Below are 18,170 nucleotides of genomic sequence, written 5' to 3' on the forward strand. Positions count from 1 at the left end.
ATCGACGGGGAGGGGCCGATGAAGCCGATGTCGAGGGAGCCGCCGTTGAGGGCTTCGATCTCGGAGGGGCCGGCGTTGAAGGTCTGTGTGGCCAGCTTGGTGCCGCCCAGCTCCTTGGCGATCAGGCCTTCCTGGACGCCCACCAGCGCGGTGGCGTGGGTGAGGTTGGGGAAGTAGCCGATGCGGACCGTGTCGGCGGAGAGCTTCTCGCCCGTGGCCGCGACGTTGGACTTGGCGTCCTTCTTCTCGTCCTCGGCGGCCTTCGAGCCGTAGCCGCAGGCGGCCAGCGAGCCGATCAGCAGCGGCAGGACGGCCGCGGCGAGGACGGAACGGCGCAGGGTGGTGTGCGGTCTTGCGGCAGACACGGGGGTGTCCTTTCACGGGATGGTGTTCAGGGAAGTGCGGAAGGGGGCGACGCGCGGCCGTCGGTGCGCAGCTCCGGCGTTCCCGGCCGTCGGCGACGGGACCGCGGTCGCGGGGTCGGTGGACGGCGGGGTGCCGGGGCGGGGCGTCCTGGGTCTGGATGCCGGGCCCGTGCAACGCGTGCGGGCACGTGGAACGCGCACCGGAGGTGCGGACGGTCGACCGTCCGGCCGGGGCGAAGGGGCGTGACGCGGCGCAGGTCCGTGCGCTGGGCGTGCGGCCGGATCCTGCAGCGGGTGTCAGACGGGTCGACAGATGGCGCTGGAGGTGCGGAGCAGGTCGATGTGCCGACGGCAGGTCAGGGGCGACGTCAGGTCTGCGTGATGTGGTGTCCGCACGGTCGCCTCCCCAAGATCCCTAGTTTTCCTACCGGGCTGGTAGGCATCTTGGCAGAGCGACGCATCCGCCCCCAAGGGGTGGATCACATAGTGGACAAAGTCATCTCGGGATACGAGAAAGTGCAGGTGGGGCAGGGGTCAGGGATTGACCCAGGCATCGGTGGCCTCGGCCAGCTCGGACACGTGAGCGGGCAGCTCGGACGCCGCGACGTCGGCCAGCGTCACACCGTCGAGGATCTCGCGCACGTTGGCCCGCAGCGCGACCCACAGGGGCAGCAGCGACGTGGCGGGCCCGGTGTAGGACAGGTCCGGGGGACGCACCCCGCGCACCGACACGAGCGGGCCGTCGACGACGCGGATGACGTCCGCGATGGTGATCGACCGGGCGGGCTTGGCCAGCCGGTAGCCGCCGTTGCCGCCGCGCTGGCTGAGTACGAGTCCGCCGCGGCGCATGTCGTTCAGGATGCCTTCGAGGAACTTGTGCGGGATGTCCTGGGCGTCGGCGATGGCTTCGGCCTTGAGTGGTGCGTCGTTCTGGGACGCGGCAAGCTGCAGTGCGGCACGTACCGCGTAGTCCGCCCTGGCTGAGATCCGCATGCGGACATTATCCCGCACGGCTCGGGGCCGTGTCGGTTGCGGGTCAGCCGAAGGCCGCGGCCCCCACGCGGTGCGGGCCGTTGAGGTAGTGCTCGCCGATGGAGCGCAGGCGCTGGGCGACCGGGAGGTGGGCGGTCAGGACGCGGGCGTTGCGCCAGAACCGGTCCAGCCCTGGGGCGTCGCCGAGCTCGAGCACCCGGGTGGAGACCAGCAGGGCTGCCTTCGGCGTGACCGTCTCGGCGTTCGCGACCAGGGCCGCGACGCCCGCGGCCTCCTCGGAGTCGCGGTGTGCACCCGCCTCCAGGGCCTGTGCCGTCGCCGCCGTCGCCCGGCCGACCACGGCGGTGGCCGTCTGTACGGCGGAGGCGAGCTCTCCGTACGTCAGCAGGAGGTCCGGGTCGCCCGGCAGGCGGTGGCCGCGGCCGCTCCTGCTGAGGTCGCGCGCCTCGGTGAGGGCGCCCTCGGCGATGCCGAGGCCGACGTGGCACAGGGCCAGCCGCACGGCCGCGTCGGCGAGCGCGCCGACGGGGGCGGCCGACTCCGCGTCCCGGGGGCGACGGCCCAGTACCTGTCCGGGTGCGACGGTGACCCGGTCGAGGACGGCCTCACCCGCGCCGGCCACGCGCTGCCCCAGGCGGTCGGGCACGGTTTCGACGGTCACGCCCCGCGCGCCGGGGGCGATGCGCACGACCAGGACGTCACCGGTCACGGCGCACACGGCGTCCACCACGATCTGGTCGGCGAGGGCCGCCGCCGTGTCCACGGCCCGGCGCCCGCTCAGTACGTAGCCGACGCCCCGCGGCCTCAGTGCCAGGTCCGGGCCTTCGGTGCCGTCGTGGGGCACGGAACCGCGGACCGCTCCGGTCCACAGCCACTGCGCGCGAACCGACTCCTCTTCGAGGCCGGTGTGGTGGCGACCCGCGTGGAGGCGCGCGCTCCATGCGTACCCGTAGTGGCGGGCGAGTACCGCGCCGACGGAGCTGTCCGCCGCCGCGATCTCCCGTATCGCGGTGCAGGCGGTCTTCCAGTCGGCGCCTCGGCCGGGTCCGGGCGGGGTGAGGGCTGCCAGCAGGCCGGCCTCGCGCAGCCGGGCCAGCTCGTCGGTCGGTGGCCTGCCCGCCCGGTCGCGGCCGAGGGCGTCCGCGGCGAGGTCGTCCGCCACGTCGCGGACGGTGCGCAGGAGTGAGTGGGGCGACTGGCCGGTGGGACGGCCGCCGGGAGTGCTCGCTCCCGTCGCCACGGGCATCGCCGACGGGCCGCACTCCACTTGAATCCCACCTTTCCCATCGGATTGATAGGAATATTTCCTCGAAGCGGCCCGCCCGGCAAGAGCGTGATCGAATGGTGGACAACTCGGTCCCGCCATGGGAGACGGGACTGGACCGCACCGGCCCCTGCCGGCGATCCGGCCCCCGGTGCACAATTCCTGTGGAATCAGTAGGGAAGTATGGGCGGGTGCCCGTCGCGCACCTCACGATGTGGCCATGTCCCCGTCTGAGCCCGTGCTCGTACGCCGCAGGAGCCCTCGGCGCCGCCGACTCCCGCGCCCCTGCCGGACCTGCGCCCCGAGGCCGGCCCCGTCCACTCCGACGACGTCATCCGGGTCGATCGGGCACGTCGGCAGGTCGAGGTCGACGGGCGCGAACTGGAGCTCACCTGCCTGGAGTTCGACCTCCTGGCCCACTTCGTGACCCACCCGCACACGGTCCACACGCGTGATGCCCTCATCTCGCGCACTGGGGGTACGGGCACATCGGCGACGGTCGCACGGTCGACGTCCACGTGGCCCGGCTGCGCCGCAAGCTCGGCCCGGCCCACCGGGGCCGCATTTCCACCGTGCGCCGCGTCGGCTACAAGTACGTACCCGGCCGCCGGTGACCCGTGGGCCGTACGGGGCACCGGGCCGGGACCGGTGGCCGCGCCACCGGTCCCGGCCCTCCCGAGTACCGGCTCGTTACATCGGCTCGGGGAAGATGTCCGTGATGCTCCAGGCGACGCTGAAGCACGGGGGGAGGAACGCGGACTCCGGCTCGGTGTCCAGGGACTGGAGCGCGAGGATCTGGCTCATGGTGCTCACCACTTTCTTCTCGGGTCGTATCGGTCGGTCACTGCAGACCTCGGCACGGAGCTGTTCACCGCCGTGCCCAGGCGTTCACGGGAGGCCCGCCCGGTGCCGTCAACCGGCGGCCGGGACCGGGGGACGGGCGTGCCGGGGCTCCGTCAGGAGCGGGCCCGCCAGCACGCGGTGCAGGGCCAGCAGGACGCCGGCCCCACCACTGGACAGGTCGGCGGTGAACCGCTGCGAACCCGCCCCGAGGAAGCGGACCCCGCGCCTGTACGGGACCGCGTACTTCAGCAGGCCGGTCGCGGCCCGGACGGCGTCCCGGCGGGCGGCGTCCGTGCCGGTGAGCTCGGCGTGCCCGGTCAGGAACCAGCTCAGTCCGGCCAGCCCGCGGTACAGGCCCGCCTCCTTGGTGGCGCAGGAGACCCGGATGCCGGCGACCAGCCTCGGCAGCGCCGCGGCGCAGCGCTCGTCGGGCGACGTCGCCACGTAGCGGGTGAGCACCGCCGCGACCCCGGCCGCGCCCGTGGCGAGGTACGGCATGGCGCGGGTGAGCTGCGCGTTGTCGGAGATGGACAGGGCTCCGTCGTCCAGCTGAAACGTTCGTTCCAGCTCCTGGTGGAGCAGCAGGCGGCCCGCCTCCAGGTAGCGGGCCTCGCCGGTGGCGCGGGCCAGGCGGTGGAGGAAGAGCGCGAGCCCCGAGCGGCCGTGCAGCAGGCCGCGGGCGTCGTGCTCGCCGAGCGTGGCCTGCAGGTCGGGGGTGCGCAGCAGGCCCTCGCCGGCCGCGGCGGCCCGCTCCAGGTGGCTGCTCTCCCCGGTCAGCCGGTGCAGGGCGAGCCAGCCCAGGCCGACCCCGGCCCGCCCGCCGGCCAACGTGCCGCAGGAGGCGGTGAGCGGGTGGCCGTCGGCGTCCCGGAGCAGGTCGACGGCCTCGTCCAGCCGGCCGAGTCCGGCCAGCACCCGGGCGATGCCGGCCGAGCCGACGAGCAGTCCGGGGGGCAGCGCGTCGCGCAGCGCCAGCGCGTCGCGGCGCAGCCGTTCGCGGATCCCCTCCGGCACCGGGGCCCCGGCACGGTGCAGGGCGTGCACCACCCCGGCCGTGCCGTAGGCCAGGCACACGTTGTTGGTCCGGAACGCCTCGGGCGAGGGCGGGAAGGCCCAGTCCGGCCGGTCGGCGTCGGCCGTCTCCAGCAGCCCCGCGGTCACCTCGTCGGCCAGCCGGGTGAGGCAGCCGCGCGGATCGGCGTCCAGCTCGGCGGGGGAGGGCGGGCGGCCGGCGCCGTCCCGGTCCTGCGCGCGGTCCTGAGCCTGCTCCTGCGCCAGGCCCTGCGCCCCGCCCTCCGCCAGGTGGAAGGCGGTCGCCCGCTGCCACAGGTCCTGCGGCGGAGCCACGTCCGCCAGGTCGCGGCGCAGCAGTACCAGGTTGGCGGGCGCGTGTTCGGCGATCTCGTGGAACGGCGCCAGGAAGGAGAGCGCGACCGCCGCCAGGCCGTACCGGTCCTGCAGCAGCGGATCGGGGTCGGCCCGGAGCAGGCCGGGCGGCGGCGCGAACCCGGGAGTGCCGATCCCGGAGGGTGCCGCGGACAGCGCCGAGGCCGCTTCGAAGTCCACCAGCCGGACCTCGCCCGACGGCGTGACCAGGATGTTGCCCAGGCTGAGGTCACCGAACCGGTAGCCGGCGGCGTGCAGCCTCCCGAGCGCGGCGTCCAGCCCGGCCAGCAGGTGCCGGCACGCCCCGTAGTACGCGGCGACGGACTCGGCCGTGCGGTCGGCGCGGGCCAGCGGGGAGGACCGGCTCAGCCAGCCCACCAGCGGCTGCCCCGCCACGAACTCGGTGACGAGGAAGTCGTGCTCCCACTCCGTGAAGTGGTCCAGCGGCTCCGGGCCCACCCCGGGGGCGGCCGCGTGCAACGCGCGCAGCACGTCGTACTCGTGCCGCAGCCGCTGCTGTGCGTCGGTCCCGTCGAAGACCAGGCCGTTGTGGGCGCGGGCCTCCTTGAGGAAGACGGTGCGGCCGGTCCGCCGGTCCACGGCCTGGTAGGTGCCGCCGGCGTTGCTCAGGCGCACCGCGCGGGTCACCTCGTAGTCGCGGATGAGGATCGGGCCCGCGTGCGGCTGCTCCTCCTCCTCGACGAAGGGGTCGGTGATCCCCGCGGGCAGCTGGAAGGCGGGCAGCCGCAGGTCCACGACCGAGCGGCCGGAGCCGTCGCGGACCAGCTGCTCCCGGGTGCCGTCGGCCCGCATCCGGCTGTGGTCGCCGAAGGAGCCGTAGCGGTAGTGGACCGTCCGCGAGTCACGGAAGCGCCGGTCGGTGAGGACGTACGGTCCCTCCTCCCCGTCGAGCGCGTCGCGCAGGCGCTCCAGCAGCCGGCGGGCGGTCGCCGTGTCCGGCGGGTAGACGGCGCAGAACTTGCCCGCCTGGACCCGCGCGGCGTGCTTGTGGTGGAGGAACAGGAAGAACAGCCGGGCGCTCAGGTGCTTGAACGGCACGCCTTCGGCGAAGCAGATCCCGGCCACCGTGTCGAGCACGTGCTGCGCCCGGTCCAGCCGCGCCGACACGTGGATCTTCCAGCCCTGCTCGGCGAACCCGGTCCGCGGACCGCCCCAGACCGTCCAGATGCCCTGGGCGGTGCCGCGCGTCCCCGGCGGCACCTCGCCGGGCGCGAAGCGCGGCCCGGGATCGGCCACGCGGGGCAGCGGCAGGTAGTACTCCCGGTCCGCGAGCGCTTCGGCGAAGCCTTCGAGCACGGGAATCTCCTCGCGGGGACGGTACGGGGCGGCCACAACGGTCCTGGCCGACGCTACGGCCGGCCGGTATGGAAACGGTTGGGCGGCGGCATACGGCCGGTAGAGGGAGGGATGGCGCGACGGCGAGGCACCGGGGGACGCCGCCGGCGCCCGCTGCCGGCCGGGGTGGCGTCGTGGCGGGGCGGAAAACATGGGGGACTCTTCCCCATGCGGGCGAGGCGCCCCCGTACCAGGATCGGGCGTGGCGCGGGGCGGTGGACCGGGACGAACAGGGGCGAGGGTGGCTGGGCAGGGGCGGGCCGGGGGCGTGGCGCTGGCGGCGGTCGAGCGGTGGTGGGCGGCCGGCCTCGTCGGCGGGGGTGAAGGGCGGCCGGACTGGGCCGCGTTCGCCGAGGAGGCCTCGGCGCTCGCGCCCGAGGAGGCCGTGGCGCCCGCGGGCGACCATCCGGGGCTGAGCGGCTTCGCGTGGGTGCTGCGGCCCTTCACCGCATGCGCGGGGGAGCGCCTGGAGCGGGCCGTGCCGGAGCGGGCGCGCGGGCTCGTGGACATGACCGCCGTGCGGGACGACCTGGAGAGGCACCTCGCCGGCAGGCTGGCGCGGACGGCGGCGCGGACGCTGGTGCTGGAGCTGTACGGGGCACGCAGCGCCGGGCGGCTCGACGGGGACGACCCGCGGGCCCGGTTCCGGGACTTCCTGGGGCGCACCGCGTCCCGGCGCGGTCTGACGGCCCTGCTGGCCGGCCGGCCGGTGCTGGCGCGGATCCTGGGGCGGGCGGCGCTGGACGCGGCGGACGCCGTCGCGGAGGCGCTGGAGCGGCTGGCGGACGACCACGCCCGTCTGACCGCCGGTCTCCTGGCGGGGTCCGACGGGGGCCCGGGGCCGCTCGTGGGCGTCGAGCCCGGCGCCGGCGACGGGCACCGGGGCGGCCGGAGCGTGATGCTGCTGCGCTTCGCCGACGGGACCCGGCTGGTGTACAAGCCGAGGCCCCTCTCCGTGCACCGCCACTTCAACGACCTCGTCGCCTGGTTCAACGGGCTGCCCGACGCCGTGGAGCTGCGTACGCTGCGGCTGCTCGACCGGGGCGACTACGGGTGGGTGGAGTTCGTCGCCGCGGGGCCCTGCGCCGATGCCACGGAGGTCGAGACGTTCTACCGCCGCCAGGGCGCGCTGCTGGCCCTGCTGCACCTGGTCGACGGGACCGACCTGCACCACGAGAACCTGATCGCCGTCGGCCCCCACCCGGTGCTGGTCGACGTGGAGACCCTCTTCCACCCGCCGCTGGCGGGCACCGCCACGGCGGACCCCGCCGCCCGCGCGCTCCATGACTCGGTGTACCGGGTCGGGTTGCTGCCCCAACTGCTGGTGGGCGACGACAGTGCCCTGGACGTGTCCGCGGTCGGCGGCGGCCGCGAGGCGGTGTCGCCCGTCGTCCGGGCGGACTGGGCCGACGCCGGCACCGACCGGATGCGCCTGGTGCGCAGGGCCGGGAGGTTCGGCGAGTCCGCCAACCGGCCACGCCTTGAAGGCGGCGGGCCCGTCGAGCCGGCGGCCCACATCGAGGCGCTCTGCGCCGGATTCCGCGCCGGGTACACGGCGATCGGCACGGCCGGAGCGGAACTGCTCCACGAACCGACCCTGTTGACGGCGTTCGCGGAGGACGAGGCGCGGGTGCTGATCCGTCCCACCTGGGTGTACGCCACGCTGCTCGACGAGTCGACGCATCCCGATCTGCTGGAGGACGCGGGCGAGCGGCAGCGCCTCCTGGAGACCCTGCGGACCGACGTGCTCGGGAAGGCCCTCGCGCCCGACCTGGTGGACGAGGAGATCGCCCAGCTCTGGGCGGGAGACGTCCCGCTGTTCACCGCCCGTCCGGGCCGGGACCGCCTGTGGGGCGCGCAGGAGCGGCCGTTGGCCGGCCGCACGGACCGGTCCGGCATCGCCCGGGTCGCCGCGAGGCTCGCCGCCCTGGACCCGGTCGACCGCCAGGACCAGGAGTGGATCGTGCGGGCCGCGATGGCGACCGCCTCCCGCGCCCCCGCGCACCGGCCCGTCGAGGGCCGGCGCGCCCGTACGGCGGAGCGCGCCCCGGAGCCGGAGCGGCTGCTGTCGGCGGCCCGGTCCGTCGGGGACCGGCTGGTCTCCCTCGCGTACCGCGAAGGACCGCGCAGCAACTGGATCGGTCTGGAGCTCCTGGACGACCGCTACTGGCGGATCGGCCCGATGCCGGCCGACCTGGCCGGCGGGTACACCGGCCCGGCCCTGTTCCTGGCCCAGCTGGCGGCGCTCACCGGGGCGGGACACTACGCGGAGGCGGCCCGTACGGCCCTGGCGCCGGTGCCCGGGCTGCTCGACGCGCTGCGCGCCCGGCCCGCGGACCTGGCTGCGGTGGGCTCGGGGGCCTTCTCCGGCCTCGGCGGGATCGCGTACGCGCTCGCCGAGACGGCACGGCTGCTGGACGACCCGGAGGTCGGCTCATGGGCGTCCGCCGTGCTGCGGCTGGCGGGCGCGGCGGCGCTGTCCGAGCGGGAGCACGGGGTGGGCGCGGGCGTCGCCGGCGGGCTCGTCGCCCTGCTGGCCGCCCACCGGGCCGGGTCCGGGGCCGGGGGGCAGGAGTCCCGGCGGGACGCGCGGGCCTGCGCGGACCGGCTGATCGGGGCGGATCCCACGGCCGGCGGGCGGGGCTTCACCACGGGGGCCGCCGGGGTCGGATGGGCCCTGCTGAGGTTCGCCGAGGCCGAGGCCGGGGCCGTGGACGCCGCGGGATCGGGGAGCGGGGTGGCCCAGGACGGCGAGCGGTACCGGCTCGCGGGCCTGTCCGCGCTGCGGGCGGCCGTGGGCGGGGAGCCCGACGGAAGCCGGGGGCACGGGGGCCGCGGGGGAGCCCCCGTGCCCTCATCGGACGACGCGCCCGCGGCCGGGGCCCGGGCCTCGGCCTGGTGCCGGGGGCGGGCCGGCATCGCGCTGGCGGTGCTGGACGCGCCGGGCGCCCTGGACGACCCGCACCTCGCGGCCTGGTCCCGCAGGACCGTCGAGGCGCTGGCCCGGGACAGGCCGGCCGCCGACGACAGCCTGTGCCACGGCGAGGCCGGAATGTGCGAACTCCTGGGCCACGGCGCGGTCCCGGAGGCCCGCCCGCACTGGATCCGGCGGGCCGGGGCACTCCTCGCGTCCGTCGAGGAGACCGGTGCCCGCAGCGGCGCCCCGGACGGGGTCGCGCATCCCGGCCTGCTGACCGGGCTGGCGGGGATCGGGCACGGACTCCTCCGCGCGGGGTTCCCGGAGCGCGTGCCGTCCCTGCTCCTCCTGCAGACCCTCCCCAGGGGCTGATCCGGAGGACGGCCCCGCTACCGCCGCCGGACCCACCCGGCACACGTAGGCCGCCGACCGCGCTGCTCCCGCACGGCGCACCCCGACCGCACGGGGCCGGACGCACCGCACCACGCATCACGCACCACGCACCACGCACCACGCACCACGCACCACGCACCAAGGCTCCACGGCCCCAGCCGCAGGGCACACCTGTGCACGGCCACCATTCCCACGGATACGAAGGACGGACGATGACGATGACCAGGCAGATCGATGACTCGGTGAGGTACGTCGACGGCAGCGCCGGCGCGGAGACCGCGGCCCACGACCACCCCGTGGGCGGGGTGGTGTTCGCGGCGAGCGGGACGCTGGGGCTGCGCAGCCGACTGCTCAGATCGGCGGACTCCGGCGCCGCCGCCTTCCCGGACATGCCCTGGACCACCGGATCGCACGACATGTCCTGAGGGGTGGGCGGGCACGTCGCCCGGCGACGCGGCCCGAGGTGACACCCTGTCAGTTCAGGTGGAGGCCGGGGTTTTCCCCGGCCTTTGCCGTGCGCGATCAAGATCAAGTAGCCTGCGATCATGCGAGCGACGTCGTCGGTCACCGTGGGGCGGGACGCCGAGATCCGGCTGCTGGACGAGGCGCTGGAGAGCGTCGGGAGGCGTGCCGGACGAGCGGTGTTCCTCGTCGGCGAGGCGGGGATCGGCAAGTCCCGACTGGCGGGCGAGTCCGCCCTGCGCGCGTACGACCGCGACATGCCGGTGCTGCGCGGCCGCGCCACGTCCACCGGGCTCGTCGTGCCCTTCCGGCCGCTGGCCGAGGCGCTGTCCTCGCGGTTCCGGGCGGCGGGCGCTCCGGACGACCCGGAACTCCAGCCCTACCGGCCCGCGTTGGCCGGCCTGGTGCCGGAATGGCGGGCCGACGCGGTGCCGCCCGGTCACGCGATCTCGCTGGTCGAACTGGCCGAGGCGCTGCTCAGGTTGCTGGCGGTGCTCGGCCGCGGGCGCGGCTGCGTGATCCTGCTGGAGGACCTGCACGACGCCGACACCGAGACGATCGCGGTCGTCGAGTACCTCGTCGACAACGTGGCGGAGCTCCCGGTCCTCCTGGTCGGCACGCTCCGGCCCGACCCCGGACCGGCGCTGGACCTCGCGCTCGCCGCCGAGCTGCGCAACACCGCCTCGTTGAGGGAGCTGGGCCCCCTGGACGAGGCCGCCGTGCGCGACATGGCGGCCGCCTGTCTGGACGCCGCGCCGGGGGAGGTGCCCCCGGCCGCGCACCGGCACCTCTCGCGGTGGGCGTGCGGGAACCCGTACCTGGTGGAGGTGCTGCTGGCCGACCTGCTCGACACCGGGCGGCTGAGCAGGGCCGGCGGCGGGTGGCAGCTCGCGGACCACGGCGAGGCGACGGTGCCGACGGGCGCCGTCCGCAGCTGGGCGCGCCGGCTGGACCGGCTCGACGAACCGGTGCGCGAACTGCTGCTCGTCGCGGCGACGCTCGGCGGCCGGTTCTCCGTCGGGGCTCTCAGGACGGTGACCGGACTCGACGACCGGGCGCTGTTCGCCCACCTCCGGTCGGCCTCCGAGGCGGGGATCATCGCCCCGGACGGGGCCGCCCACGACCACTACACCTTCCGTCACGTCCTGACCGCGGACGCGCTCAGGGCCTGCCTGCCGCCCGCCGAGCAGGCCGCGCTGGCCCGGCGCGCGGCCGCCGCCCTCGAGGAGTCCGCCGGGGAACTCTCGAGCGACCAGCGCCAGTTGGTGGCCACCCTGCGGCTGGCGGCGGGCGACACGGTGGCGGCGTCCCGGCAGTTCGCCCAGGTCGGTCGGCAGATGCTGGACGCCGGTGCGTCGGGCTCGGCCGCCGTGCTGCTGGAGCGCGCCCGGGGCCTCGCGGCCGACGAGGAGCGGGACGAGGTCACGGTCCAGCTGGCGATCGCCCAGGCCGAGTCCGGCCGGATCGACGAGGCGGCCGCGCTGCTCGACGACCTGCCGCCGGCCCCCGCCGGGTCGCGTGCCGCGCAGGATCGGGCCCAGGCGCACACGCAGGTCGCCTGGGTCGCGACCATGGCGGAGCAGCAGGAGGAGGCGCGCCGCCGCATCCGGGCGGCCCGCACCCTGCTCGGGGTCGCCCCGCGCCCGGAGCAGGAGGCCGCGCTCGCGGTGGTCGAGGGCCATCTCGCGTTGCTGCCGGAGCAGGACGGCCCGGGCGAGGGGCGCGGCCAGCAGGGCCGGGGCGGCGAGGACCGCCGCGAGCGACTGGAAGGGGCGGAACGTTCCGCCTGGCGCGCCGCGCTCACCGCGGAGCAACGCGGCCGGCCCGTGGTGGCCTGCCAGGCGTGGCAGCTGCTGGCCATACTCTCCCGGGAGCGCGGTTTCGACGAGGCCGACGCCTGCCTGGAACGGATGCTGGCGGTCGCCGAGGAGCACCGGCTCGCGGTGTACCGGGCCGAGGCACTGGTGCGGCTCGGAACCAACGCGTTCATGCGGACCGGCGGGGCGAGCCGCCTGGAGACCGCCCGCACGGCGGCTCACGAACTCGGTTCGCTGGCCCTGCTCCAGGCCGTCGACGGGTTGCTCGCCATGCAGAGCGTGCTGGCCGGGCGCTGGGACCGGGCCCGGGGGATCGTCGAGCAGTCGGTGGAGGCCAGCGCCCGCCTCCAGAACCTCTCGACGCACCGCTACCTGCTCCTCGTCGACGCCACGCTCGCCGCCCACCAGGGGCGGGCCCGCGACCAGGAACGGGCCCTGGTCCGGTTCCGCCGGGCGGGCGGCGAGGAGTCCATGCTCGTGCCCCTGCAGCGCGGGCTGTGCCAGGCCGTGGGCGCGCTGATGGGCGAGGACCGGGCACGGGCGAAGGCCGAGCTCGACGCGGCGCTCGCGTGGGAGCGGGAGCACCCGAGCTTCTTCTACCTCAGCGGCCGGTACGGGCTCGGCCCCCTGCTGCGGATCCTCGACGGCGAGGACGCCGGCCGCGAGGCCCATCGGGAGGCGCTGGCCTCGCCGGGCGGTCAGCTGGCCTGGAACCGGATGTTCCTCGGCATGGCGGACGCGGTGCTGCGCGGCCGGGACGGCGACCCGGACGGCGCGCGGCGCGCGGTGGAAGAGGCCGGCGTCGCGGCGACGGTGTTCCCGCAGGCGTGGCACCTCGCCCTGCGGCTGACCGCCGAGGCCGCGCTCGCCGATTCCTGGGGTGACCCGGTCGCCTGGCTGCGCACCGCCGAGGACTACTTCCACGAGGCGGGCGTACCGCCGGTGGCCGGGGCCTGCCGGGCCGTCCTGCGGCAGGCGGGGGTCAGCGTCCCGCAGCGCCGGGGAGGCCGGGAGCGGATCCCGGCGGGGCTGCGCACCGCGGGCGTCACGCCGCGCGAGTACGAGGTGTTCGTGCTGCTCGCGGAGCGGCCCGGCAACCAGCGGATCGCCCGGACCCTGTGCATCTCGCCCCGGACGGTGGAGAAGCACATGGCGAGCCTGATGACGAAGACCGGCTCCGCGGACCGCTCGGCGCTGTGCGCCCTGTCCGCGGCGGGCGCGGACACTCCTTAGACACGGTCGGCGGGAGCCGGGAAGGGGGCGATCCCGAGTCCATGGGGGCTCGGTCCCCCATGACGGGGGGACGGGCTGCGCGACTGTGCGGGCCCGGTACCGATGTGTGACGGGTCCGGGCCGCCGATCATCGAGTGGACCGGCCCACTCCCGTCGCCCTAAGGAGGTTCGCTCGATGCAGCGTCCGTTCGCGCAGCCCGCAGCGCCACCCGGCACGCTCAGGTTCTCCGTCCTCGGACCGCTCGCCGTCCACCGGGACGACCGCCCGCTGCCCCTCGGCCCGCTGAAGCAGCGGGTCGTGCTGGCGACCCTGCTCGGCTCCGCCAACACCCCGGTGTCCGTCGCCGCGTTGACCGACGCGATCTGGCAGCAGGAGCCGCCGCGCACCGCCCGCAAGAACCTCCAGGTGTACGTGAGCGCCTTGCGCGCGCTGCTCGCGGACGACGACCCGGACCGGCCGCGCCTCGTCCACATGGGCGGCGGATACGTGCTGCGGGTGACGGAGGACGAGCTCGACCTCCTGCGGTTCCGCTCCCTGGTGCGGGCCGCCGAGGGCCAGGAGCCCCGCCCGGCCGCCCGACTGCTGCGCCGGGCCCTCGACCTGTGGCAGGGGCCGCCGCTGGGCGACGACCTGCGGCGGTCGCCCCGGCTGGCCGAGGAGGCCGAGCGCCTGGAGCTGCGCCACCTGACGGCCTACGAGAGCTGGGCGGAGGCGGAGCTGGAGCTGGGCGGCGCGCCGGCGGTGGTCGAGGGGCTGCGCGACCTGGTGGAGCGGCACCCGCTCCGGGAACGGCTCCGGTCCACCTGGATGTGCGCGCTGAGCGGGTCCGGCCGGCAGGCCGAGGCGCTGGCGGCGTACGACGACTACCGGCAGCTCCTCGCCCGGGAACTGGGCCTGGCGCCGGGGGGTGCCATGGCGGCCCGCTACCGGACGATCCTCGCCGGTGACGACCGGGCGGGGGTGGGCCCGGCCGCCCCGCCGCCGGCCGCTCTGCCGCCCGACCTCGTCGACTTCACCGGCCACGGCGAGGAACTGCGCCAGCTCGTCGACCTCCTGGAGGACGACGACGCCGGCCGCATCGTGCTGCTGTCGGGCCCCGCCGGGGCCGGGAAGACCGCGCTGGCGGTGCGGGCCGCCCACCTGCTCGGCGACCGGTTCGCCGACGGGCGGCTCTGCGTCTCCCTGCGTGCCGCGGACGGCCGGCCCCGCCCGCTGTCCACGGTGCTCGCGGAGCTCGCCGAACGGACCGGCCGGTTCGGGCCGTCCGGGCCCGAGGCGTGGCGGGAGTGGCTGGCGGAGCACCGCGTGCTGGTGGTCCTGGACGACGTTCCCGACGAACGCGCCGTGCGCCCGCTGCTCCCGTGCGGCGGGCGGGGCAGGGTGCTGCTCACCGCGCGCGGCCAGCTGGGCGGTCTGGCGCCCGTGCACCGGGTCTCCGTCCCGCCGCTCGGTACCGCCGAGTCGGTACACCTCCTCGCGGGGCTCGTCGGTCAGGACCGGGTGCGGGCCGACCGGGAAGCCGCCCTGCGCATCGTGCGCGCCTGCGGCGGGTCGCCGCTGGCGGTCCGGGTGAGCGGGATGCGGCTCGCGGTGCTCCGCCACGTGCCGCTGCGGGAGTTCGCGGACCGGCTCACCGACCCCGCGGGGGCGCTGGACGAACTGACCTCCGGGGACGTGTCCGTCCGCCGGTGGCTGGCCAACGGCTGGGAGGCGCTGCCGGCGGAGTGGGGCCGGGACGCGGGGCGGCTGGCCGCGGGCACCGGCGAGGGCCCCTTCGGCCTGACCGAGGCGGCCGAGGCCCTCGGCTGCGACGAGCGGCAGGCCGTACGGGTGGTGGAGGCGCTCATCGACGCCGGAATGGTGACGTCGCCCCGCGCCGAGGTCACCGCACACGCGGCGCGGTACGAACTGCCGCACCTGGTACGGCTCTACGCGCGCAGCTCGGGTCTCGGGACCCCCGTGCTGACCTCGGGCTGAGCGATGCCCCGGGCCGCCGGACCGGGACGTCCCGCCCCGGAGCGCCCGGACCGGGACGTCCCGCCCCGGCGCCCCGCCACACGGGGTAAGGCGTCACAGCCAGCCGCAGCGTTGTGCCTGGAGGCCCATCTGGAAGCGGTTCTCGGCGCCCAGGCGAGCCATCAGGATCTGGAGCCTGCGGAAGAAGGTACGGCGGCTGATGCCCAGTTCCCGGGCGATGACCTCGTCGCTCGCACCGCTGGCGAGGAGGCGGAGCAGTCGGCGGTCGGCCGACGGCAGGCCGGCCGGCACAGTGGCGCGCCCGTGCAGGGGGAGCGCTGCCTGCCAGGTCTGCTCGAACAGGGCGACCAGCGCGGACAGCAGACCGCACGGCTGCACCACCAGCATCGTGTTGTGCACGTCCGCCTCCCTGATCGACAGGGACACCAGTGCGTACGCCTCGTCGATGATCACCAGCTTGACCGGTACCGCCGGAGTCACCCGGGCCTGCTCGCCGGCCTCGATGCACGGCTCGATGGCCGTCTCCAGCTGCCCGGGCACCTCCAGCGAGGCCCGCGAGTAGACGACGCGCTGGGTCACGCCACGGGCGAGCGTCGCCAGCGCGTCGTCGGTGGCGCCGGCCAGCGGGAAGTAGGGCGGCGAGTCCAGCTGCCGGATCTGCTCGCGGGCGCTGGCCCACGCGCGGCGCATCCGGGGGCCGACCGCGTCACCGGTCACGACCTCGACCAGGTTGTCGTTGTACGCCGCGAGCCGTTGCCGGCGGAAGGACTCGAACGCGCCGCCCACGGTGATCCGCGACTCCTCCAGCTCGGCCGCCCGGTGCCTGGCGAGGATCTCCAGGCCCGCGGCGGGCGGCACCGGCGCCACCACGTCCGCGCCCGCCACGGCGGCGCTGGCCAGCCCGGCATCGACCAGCTCGCCGTATGCAGCGGCCAGCCCGGCCGCGTCCAGTCCCGCCGCCTCCCCGATCGCGGAGAGCGGAGCGGGGGCGAGCTCCAGCAGCGCCAGGTACACCCGGCCCGCCAGCGGGTCGATCCCGAGCAGTCGCAGGGCCTCGCCCAGTCTCGCGTTCGCCATGCACCGCATTATCGACGCCCGAGAGGGCCGCAGTGGCCGATCAGTGCCACTGGCACGAGCAGACCCCCGGGACGCGCCCTTCCGCAGTACCGTCCGGGGGTCGCCGAGGCCCCTCGGCGCGGTCGAACCGCCGGAAGAAGGTGCACGACGTGGCGAAGGCTCGCAAGAACGGCCTCTACCCGGAGGTCTCCGGGGAACTGTCCGCCCTGATGAGGACGGGCTGGGCCGACACCGAACAGCACGACCTCCCGCAGGGCGAGCAGGCTCCGTACGCGGCCCACCGCCGCGCCGCACTGTCCGCGCTGTTCCCCGGCGAGCGGCTGGTGATCCCGTCCGGCCACCTCAAGGCCCGCTCCAACGACGACACCTACCCGTTCCGCCCGTACTCCGGCTACGTCCACATGACCGGCGACCAGGCCCGCGACGGCGCCCTCGTGCTCGAACCCCGCCCGGACGGCGGCCACGACGCGTACTGCTACCAGCTGCCGCGCGACGGCCGGGACACCGACGAGTTCTGGCTCGGCTACACCGCCGAGCTGTGGATGGGGCGCCGCCGCTCCCTCGCCGAGTCGGAGCGCGTGCTCGGGCTGGCCTGCCGCGACGTCCGTACGGCGGCGGGCGACCTGGCGGCCGCCCCCGACGCGCCCACCCGCATCGTGCGGGGCGTCGACCCGGTGCTCGAGGCGGCCGTCACCACCGACGCGGAGCGCGACGCCGAACTGGAGGAGGCCCTGAGCGGGCTCCGCCTCGTCAAGGACGCCTGGGAGATCGGTGAGCTGCGCAAGGCGGTGGACTCCACCGTGCGCGGCTTCACCGACTGCGTGGCCGAGCTCTCGCGCGCGGTCGCGTCCTCCGAGCGGTGGATCGAGGGCACCTTCTTCCGCCGCGCCCGGCTGGAGGGCAACTCCGTCGGCTACGGCTCGATCTGCGCCGCCGGCGAGCACGCCACGATCATGCACTGGACCGACAACGACGGCCCGGTGCGCGTCGGCGACCTGCTGCTGCTCGACGCCGGTGTCGAGACGCACACGCTCTACACGGCCGACGTCACCCGGACGCTGCCGATCAGCGGCACCTTCACGCCCGTGCAGCGCACGGTGTACGACGCGGTGTACGAGGCCCAGGAGGCCGGCATGGCCGCCGTGAAGCCGGGGGCCGCCTACCGCGACTTCCACGTGGCGGCACAGCGGTACCTGGCGGAGAAGCTGGTCGAGTGGGGCTTCCTCGAAGGCCCGGCGGACCGCGCGTACGAGCTCGGCCTGCAGCGCCGCTTCACCATGGCGGGCACCGGCCACATGCTCGGCCTGGACGTCCACGACTGCGCCGAGGCCCGCAACGAGGAGTACGTCGACGGCGTGCTGGAGCCGGGCATGGTGCTCACCGTCGAGCCGGGCCTCTACTTCCAGCCGGACGACCTCACGGTTCCCGAGGAGTGGCGCGGCATCGGGGTCCGGATCGAGGACGACCTGCTGGTGACCGCGGACGGCCACGAGAACCTGTCCGCCGGCCTGCCGCGCTCGGCCGACGAGGTGGAGGCCTGGATGGCCCGCGTCGCCGGCTGACGGGCGCGTGCGCGACGGCGCCTGACGGGCGGGGGCCCGGGTCAGGCGCCGTCGCGTGCCGGAGCGGCCGGTGTCACCCAGCGCTGCTCCACCCGGTCGTCCGGGAATACGAGTCGAGCAGGTCCACCACGAAGACCAGGGTCGAGCCCGCCGGGATCAGCGGCGAGGGCGACTGGTCGCCGTAGCCGAGACGCGGGGGAACGACGATCTCGCGCCGCCCGCCGACCTTCATCCCCTTCACCCCCCGGTCCCAGCCCTTGATGACCCGGCCGCTGCCCAGGGCGAACTTGAACGGCTCCCCCCGGTCCCAGGAGGCGTCGAACTCCTTGCCGGACGCGAAGGTCACCCCGACGTAGTGGACCCTGACCACCATGCCCGGCCTGACCTCGGGCCCGTCGCCGACGATCAGGTCCCGGACGGTCAGCTCGGCGGGAGCGTCGCCCTTCGGAACCTCGACCTCGGGCTTCGTCCGTTCACTCATCGTTCCTCATCACTCTCCGTCGAAGGCCCCCGCACGGACCGGC

Annotated in this window: 13 protein-coding genes and 1 pseudogene; 6 read left to right on the plus strand and 8 right to left on the minus strand. The window is 75.6% G+C overall.

Annotation, left to right across the window (positions count from 1 at the left end; translation table 11 throughout):
* The 4 genes from ACIQCH_RS28400 to ACIQCH_RS28415 all read right to left on the minus strand — a co-directional run.
* Positions 1 to 365: ABC transporter substrate-binding protein (locus ACIQCH_RS28400; protein ID WP_402585443.1), on the minus strand; the 365-nt coding region annotated here is incomplete at its 3' end.
* A gap of 297 nt (positions 366 to 662) precedes the next feature.
* Entirely contained in the window at positions 663 to 848 is a 186-nt protein-coding gene (locus ACIQCH_RS28405) for a putative leader peptide (RefSeq protein WP_402585445.1), read from the minus strand.
* 51 nt (positions 849 to 899) lie between these two features.
* Positions 900 to 1,358, minus strand: a complete 459-nt coding sequence (locus ACIQCH_RS28410) for an RrF2 family transcriptional regulator (protein ID WP_402585446.1) — start codon at positions 1,356 to 1,358, stop codon at positions 900 to 902.
* A gap of 43 nt (positions 1,359 to 1,401) precedes the next feature.
* Positions 1,402 to 2,604, minus strand: a complete 1,203-nt coding sequence (locus tag ACIQCH_RS28415) for an acyl-CoA dehydrogenase family protein (protein WP_402585544.1) — start codon at positions 2,602 to 2,604, stop codon at positions 1,402 to 1,404.
* Positions 2,605 to 2,883: 279 nt separating this feature from the next.
* Here ACIQCH_RS28415 and ACIQCH_RS28420 point away from each other — a divergent pair.
* Positions 2,884 to 3,236, plus strand: a pseudogene (locus ACIQCH_RS28420) (winged helix-turn-helix domain-containing protein); the annotation flags it as partial.
* A 76-nt stretch (positions 3,237 to 3,312) separates the two neighbouring features.
* Here the strand turns inward: ACIQCH_RS28420 and ACIQCH_RS28425 are convergent.
* Positions 3,313 to 3,435, minus strand: a complete 123-nt coding sequence (locus tag ACIQCH_RS28425) for a hypothetical protein (RefSeq protein ID WP_402585448.1) — start codon at positions 3,433 to 3,435, stop codon at positions 3,313 to 3,315.
* A 99-nt stretch (positions 3,436 to 3,534) separates the two neighbouring features.
* Positions 3,535 to 6,168 carry a class III lanthionine synthetase LanKC gene (lanKC, locus tag ACIQCH_RS28430; protein WP_402585450.1) on the minus strand — a complete coding sequence of 878 codons (2,634 nt, stop codon included), beginning with the start codon at positions 6,166 to 6,168 and terminating at the stop codon, positions 3,535 to 3,537.
* A gap of 280 nt (positions 6,169 to 6,448) precedes the next feature.
* On the opposite strand from lanKC, the gene ACIQCH_RS28435 reads away from it, so the two are divergent.
* From ACIQCH_RS28435 to ACIQCH_RS28450, 4 genes are all read left to right on the plus strand, one after another.
* Complete coding sequence (locus ACIQCH_RS28435) at positions 6,449 to 9,496, plus strand: type 2 lanthipeptide synthetase LanM family protein (protein ID WP_402585452.1); 3,048 nt, start codon at positions 6,449 to 6,451, stop codon at positions 9,494 to 9,496.
* Between the two features lie 233 nt (positions 9,497 to 9,729).
* Positions 9,730 to 9,942 carry a hypothetical protein gene (locus ACIQCH_RS28440; RefSeq protein ID WP_402585454.1) on the plus strand — a complete coding sequence of 71 codons (213 nt, stop codon included), beginning with the start codon at positions 9,730 to 9,732 and terminating at the stop codon, positions 9,940 to 9,942.
* Between the two features lie 120 nt (positions 9,943 to 10,062).
* Positions 10,063 to 13,029, plus strand: coding sequence for a helix-turn-helix transcriptional regulator (locus tag ACIQCH_RS28445; protein ID WP_402585456.1), 2,967 nt, complete (start codon positions 10,063 to 10,065; stop codon positions 13,027 to 13,029).
* Positions 13,030 to 13,204: 175 nt separating this feature from the next.
* Entirely contained in the window at positions 13,205 to 15,007 is a 1,803-nt protein-coding gene (locus ACIQCH_RS28450; RefSeq protein WP_402585457.1) for a BTAD domain-containing putative transcriptional regulator, read from the plus strand.
* Positions 15,008 to 15,100: 93 nt separating this feature from the next.
* Here ACIQCH_RS28450 and ACIQCH_RS28455 read toward each other — a convergent pair whose 3' ends face one another.
* Positions 15,101 to 16,084, minus strand: a complete 984-nt coding sequence (locus ACIQCH_RS28455) for a LuxR family transcriptional regulator (protein WP_402585459.1) — start codon at positions 16,082 to 16,084, stop codon at positions 15,101 to 15,103.
* A 149-nt stretch (positions 16,085 to 16,233) separates the two neighbouring features.
* Between ACIQCH_RS28455 and ACIQCH_RS28460 the strand changes: the two genes are divergently transcribed.
* Entirely contained in the window at positions 16,234 to 17,646 is a 1,413-nt protein-coding gene (locus tag ACIQCH_RS28460; protein ID WP_402585461.1) for an aminopeptidase P family protein, read from the plus strand.
* A 73-nt stretch (positions 17,647 to 17,719) separates the two neighbouring features.
* Here ACIQCH_RS28460 and ACIQCH_RS28465 read toward each other — a convergent pair whose 3' ends face one another.
* Complete coding sequence (locus tag ACIQCH_RS28465; RefSeq protein WP_402585463.1) at positions 17,720 to 18,127, minus strand: FKBP-type peptidyl-prolyl cis-trans isomerase; 408 nt, start codon at positions 18,125 to 18,127, stop codon at positions 17,720 to 17,722.
* Positions 18,128 to 18,170: the final 43 nt, after the last annotated feature.

Source organism: Streptomyces sp. NPDC093225 (genome assembly GCF_044753805.1).
In the GTDB taxonomy this organism is placed as follows: Bacteria; Actinomycetota; Actinomycetes; order Streptomycetales; family Streptomycetaceae; genus Streptomyces.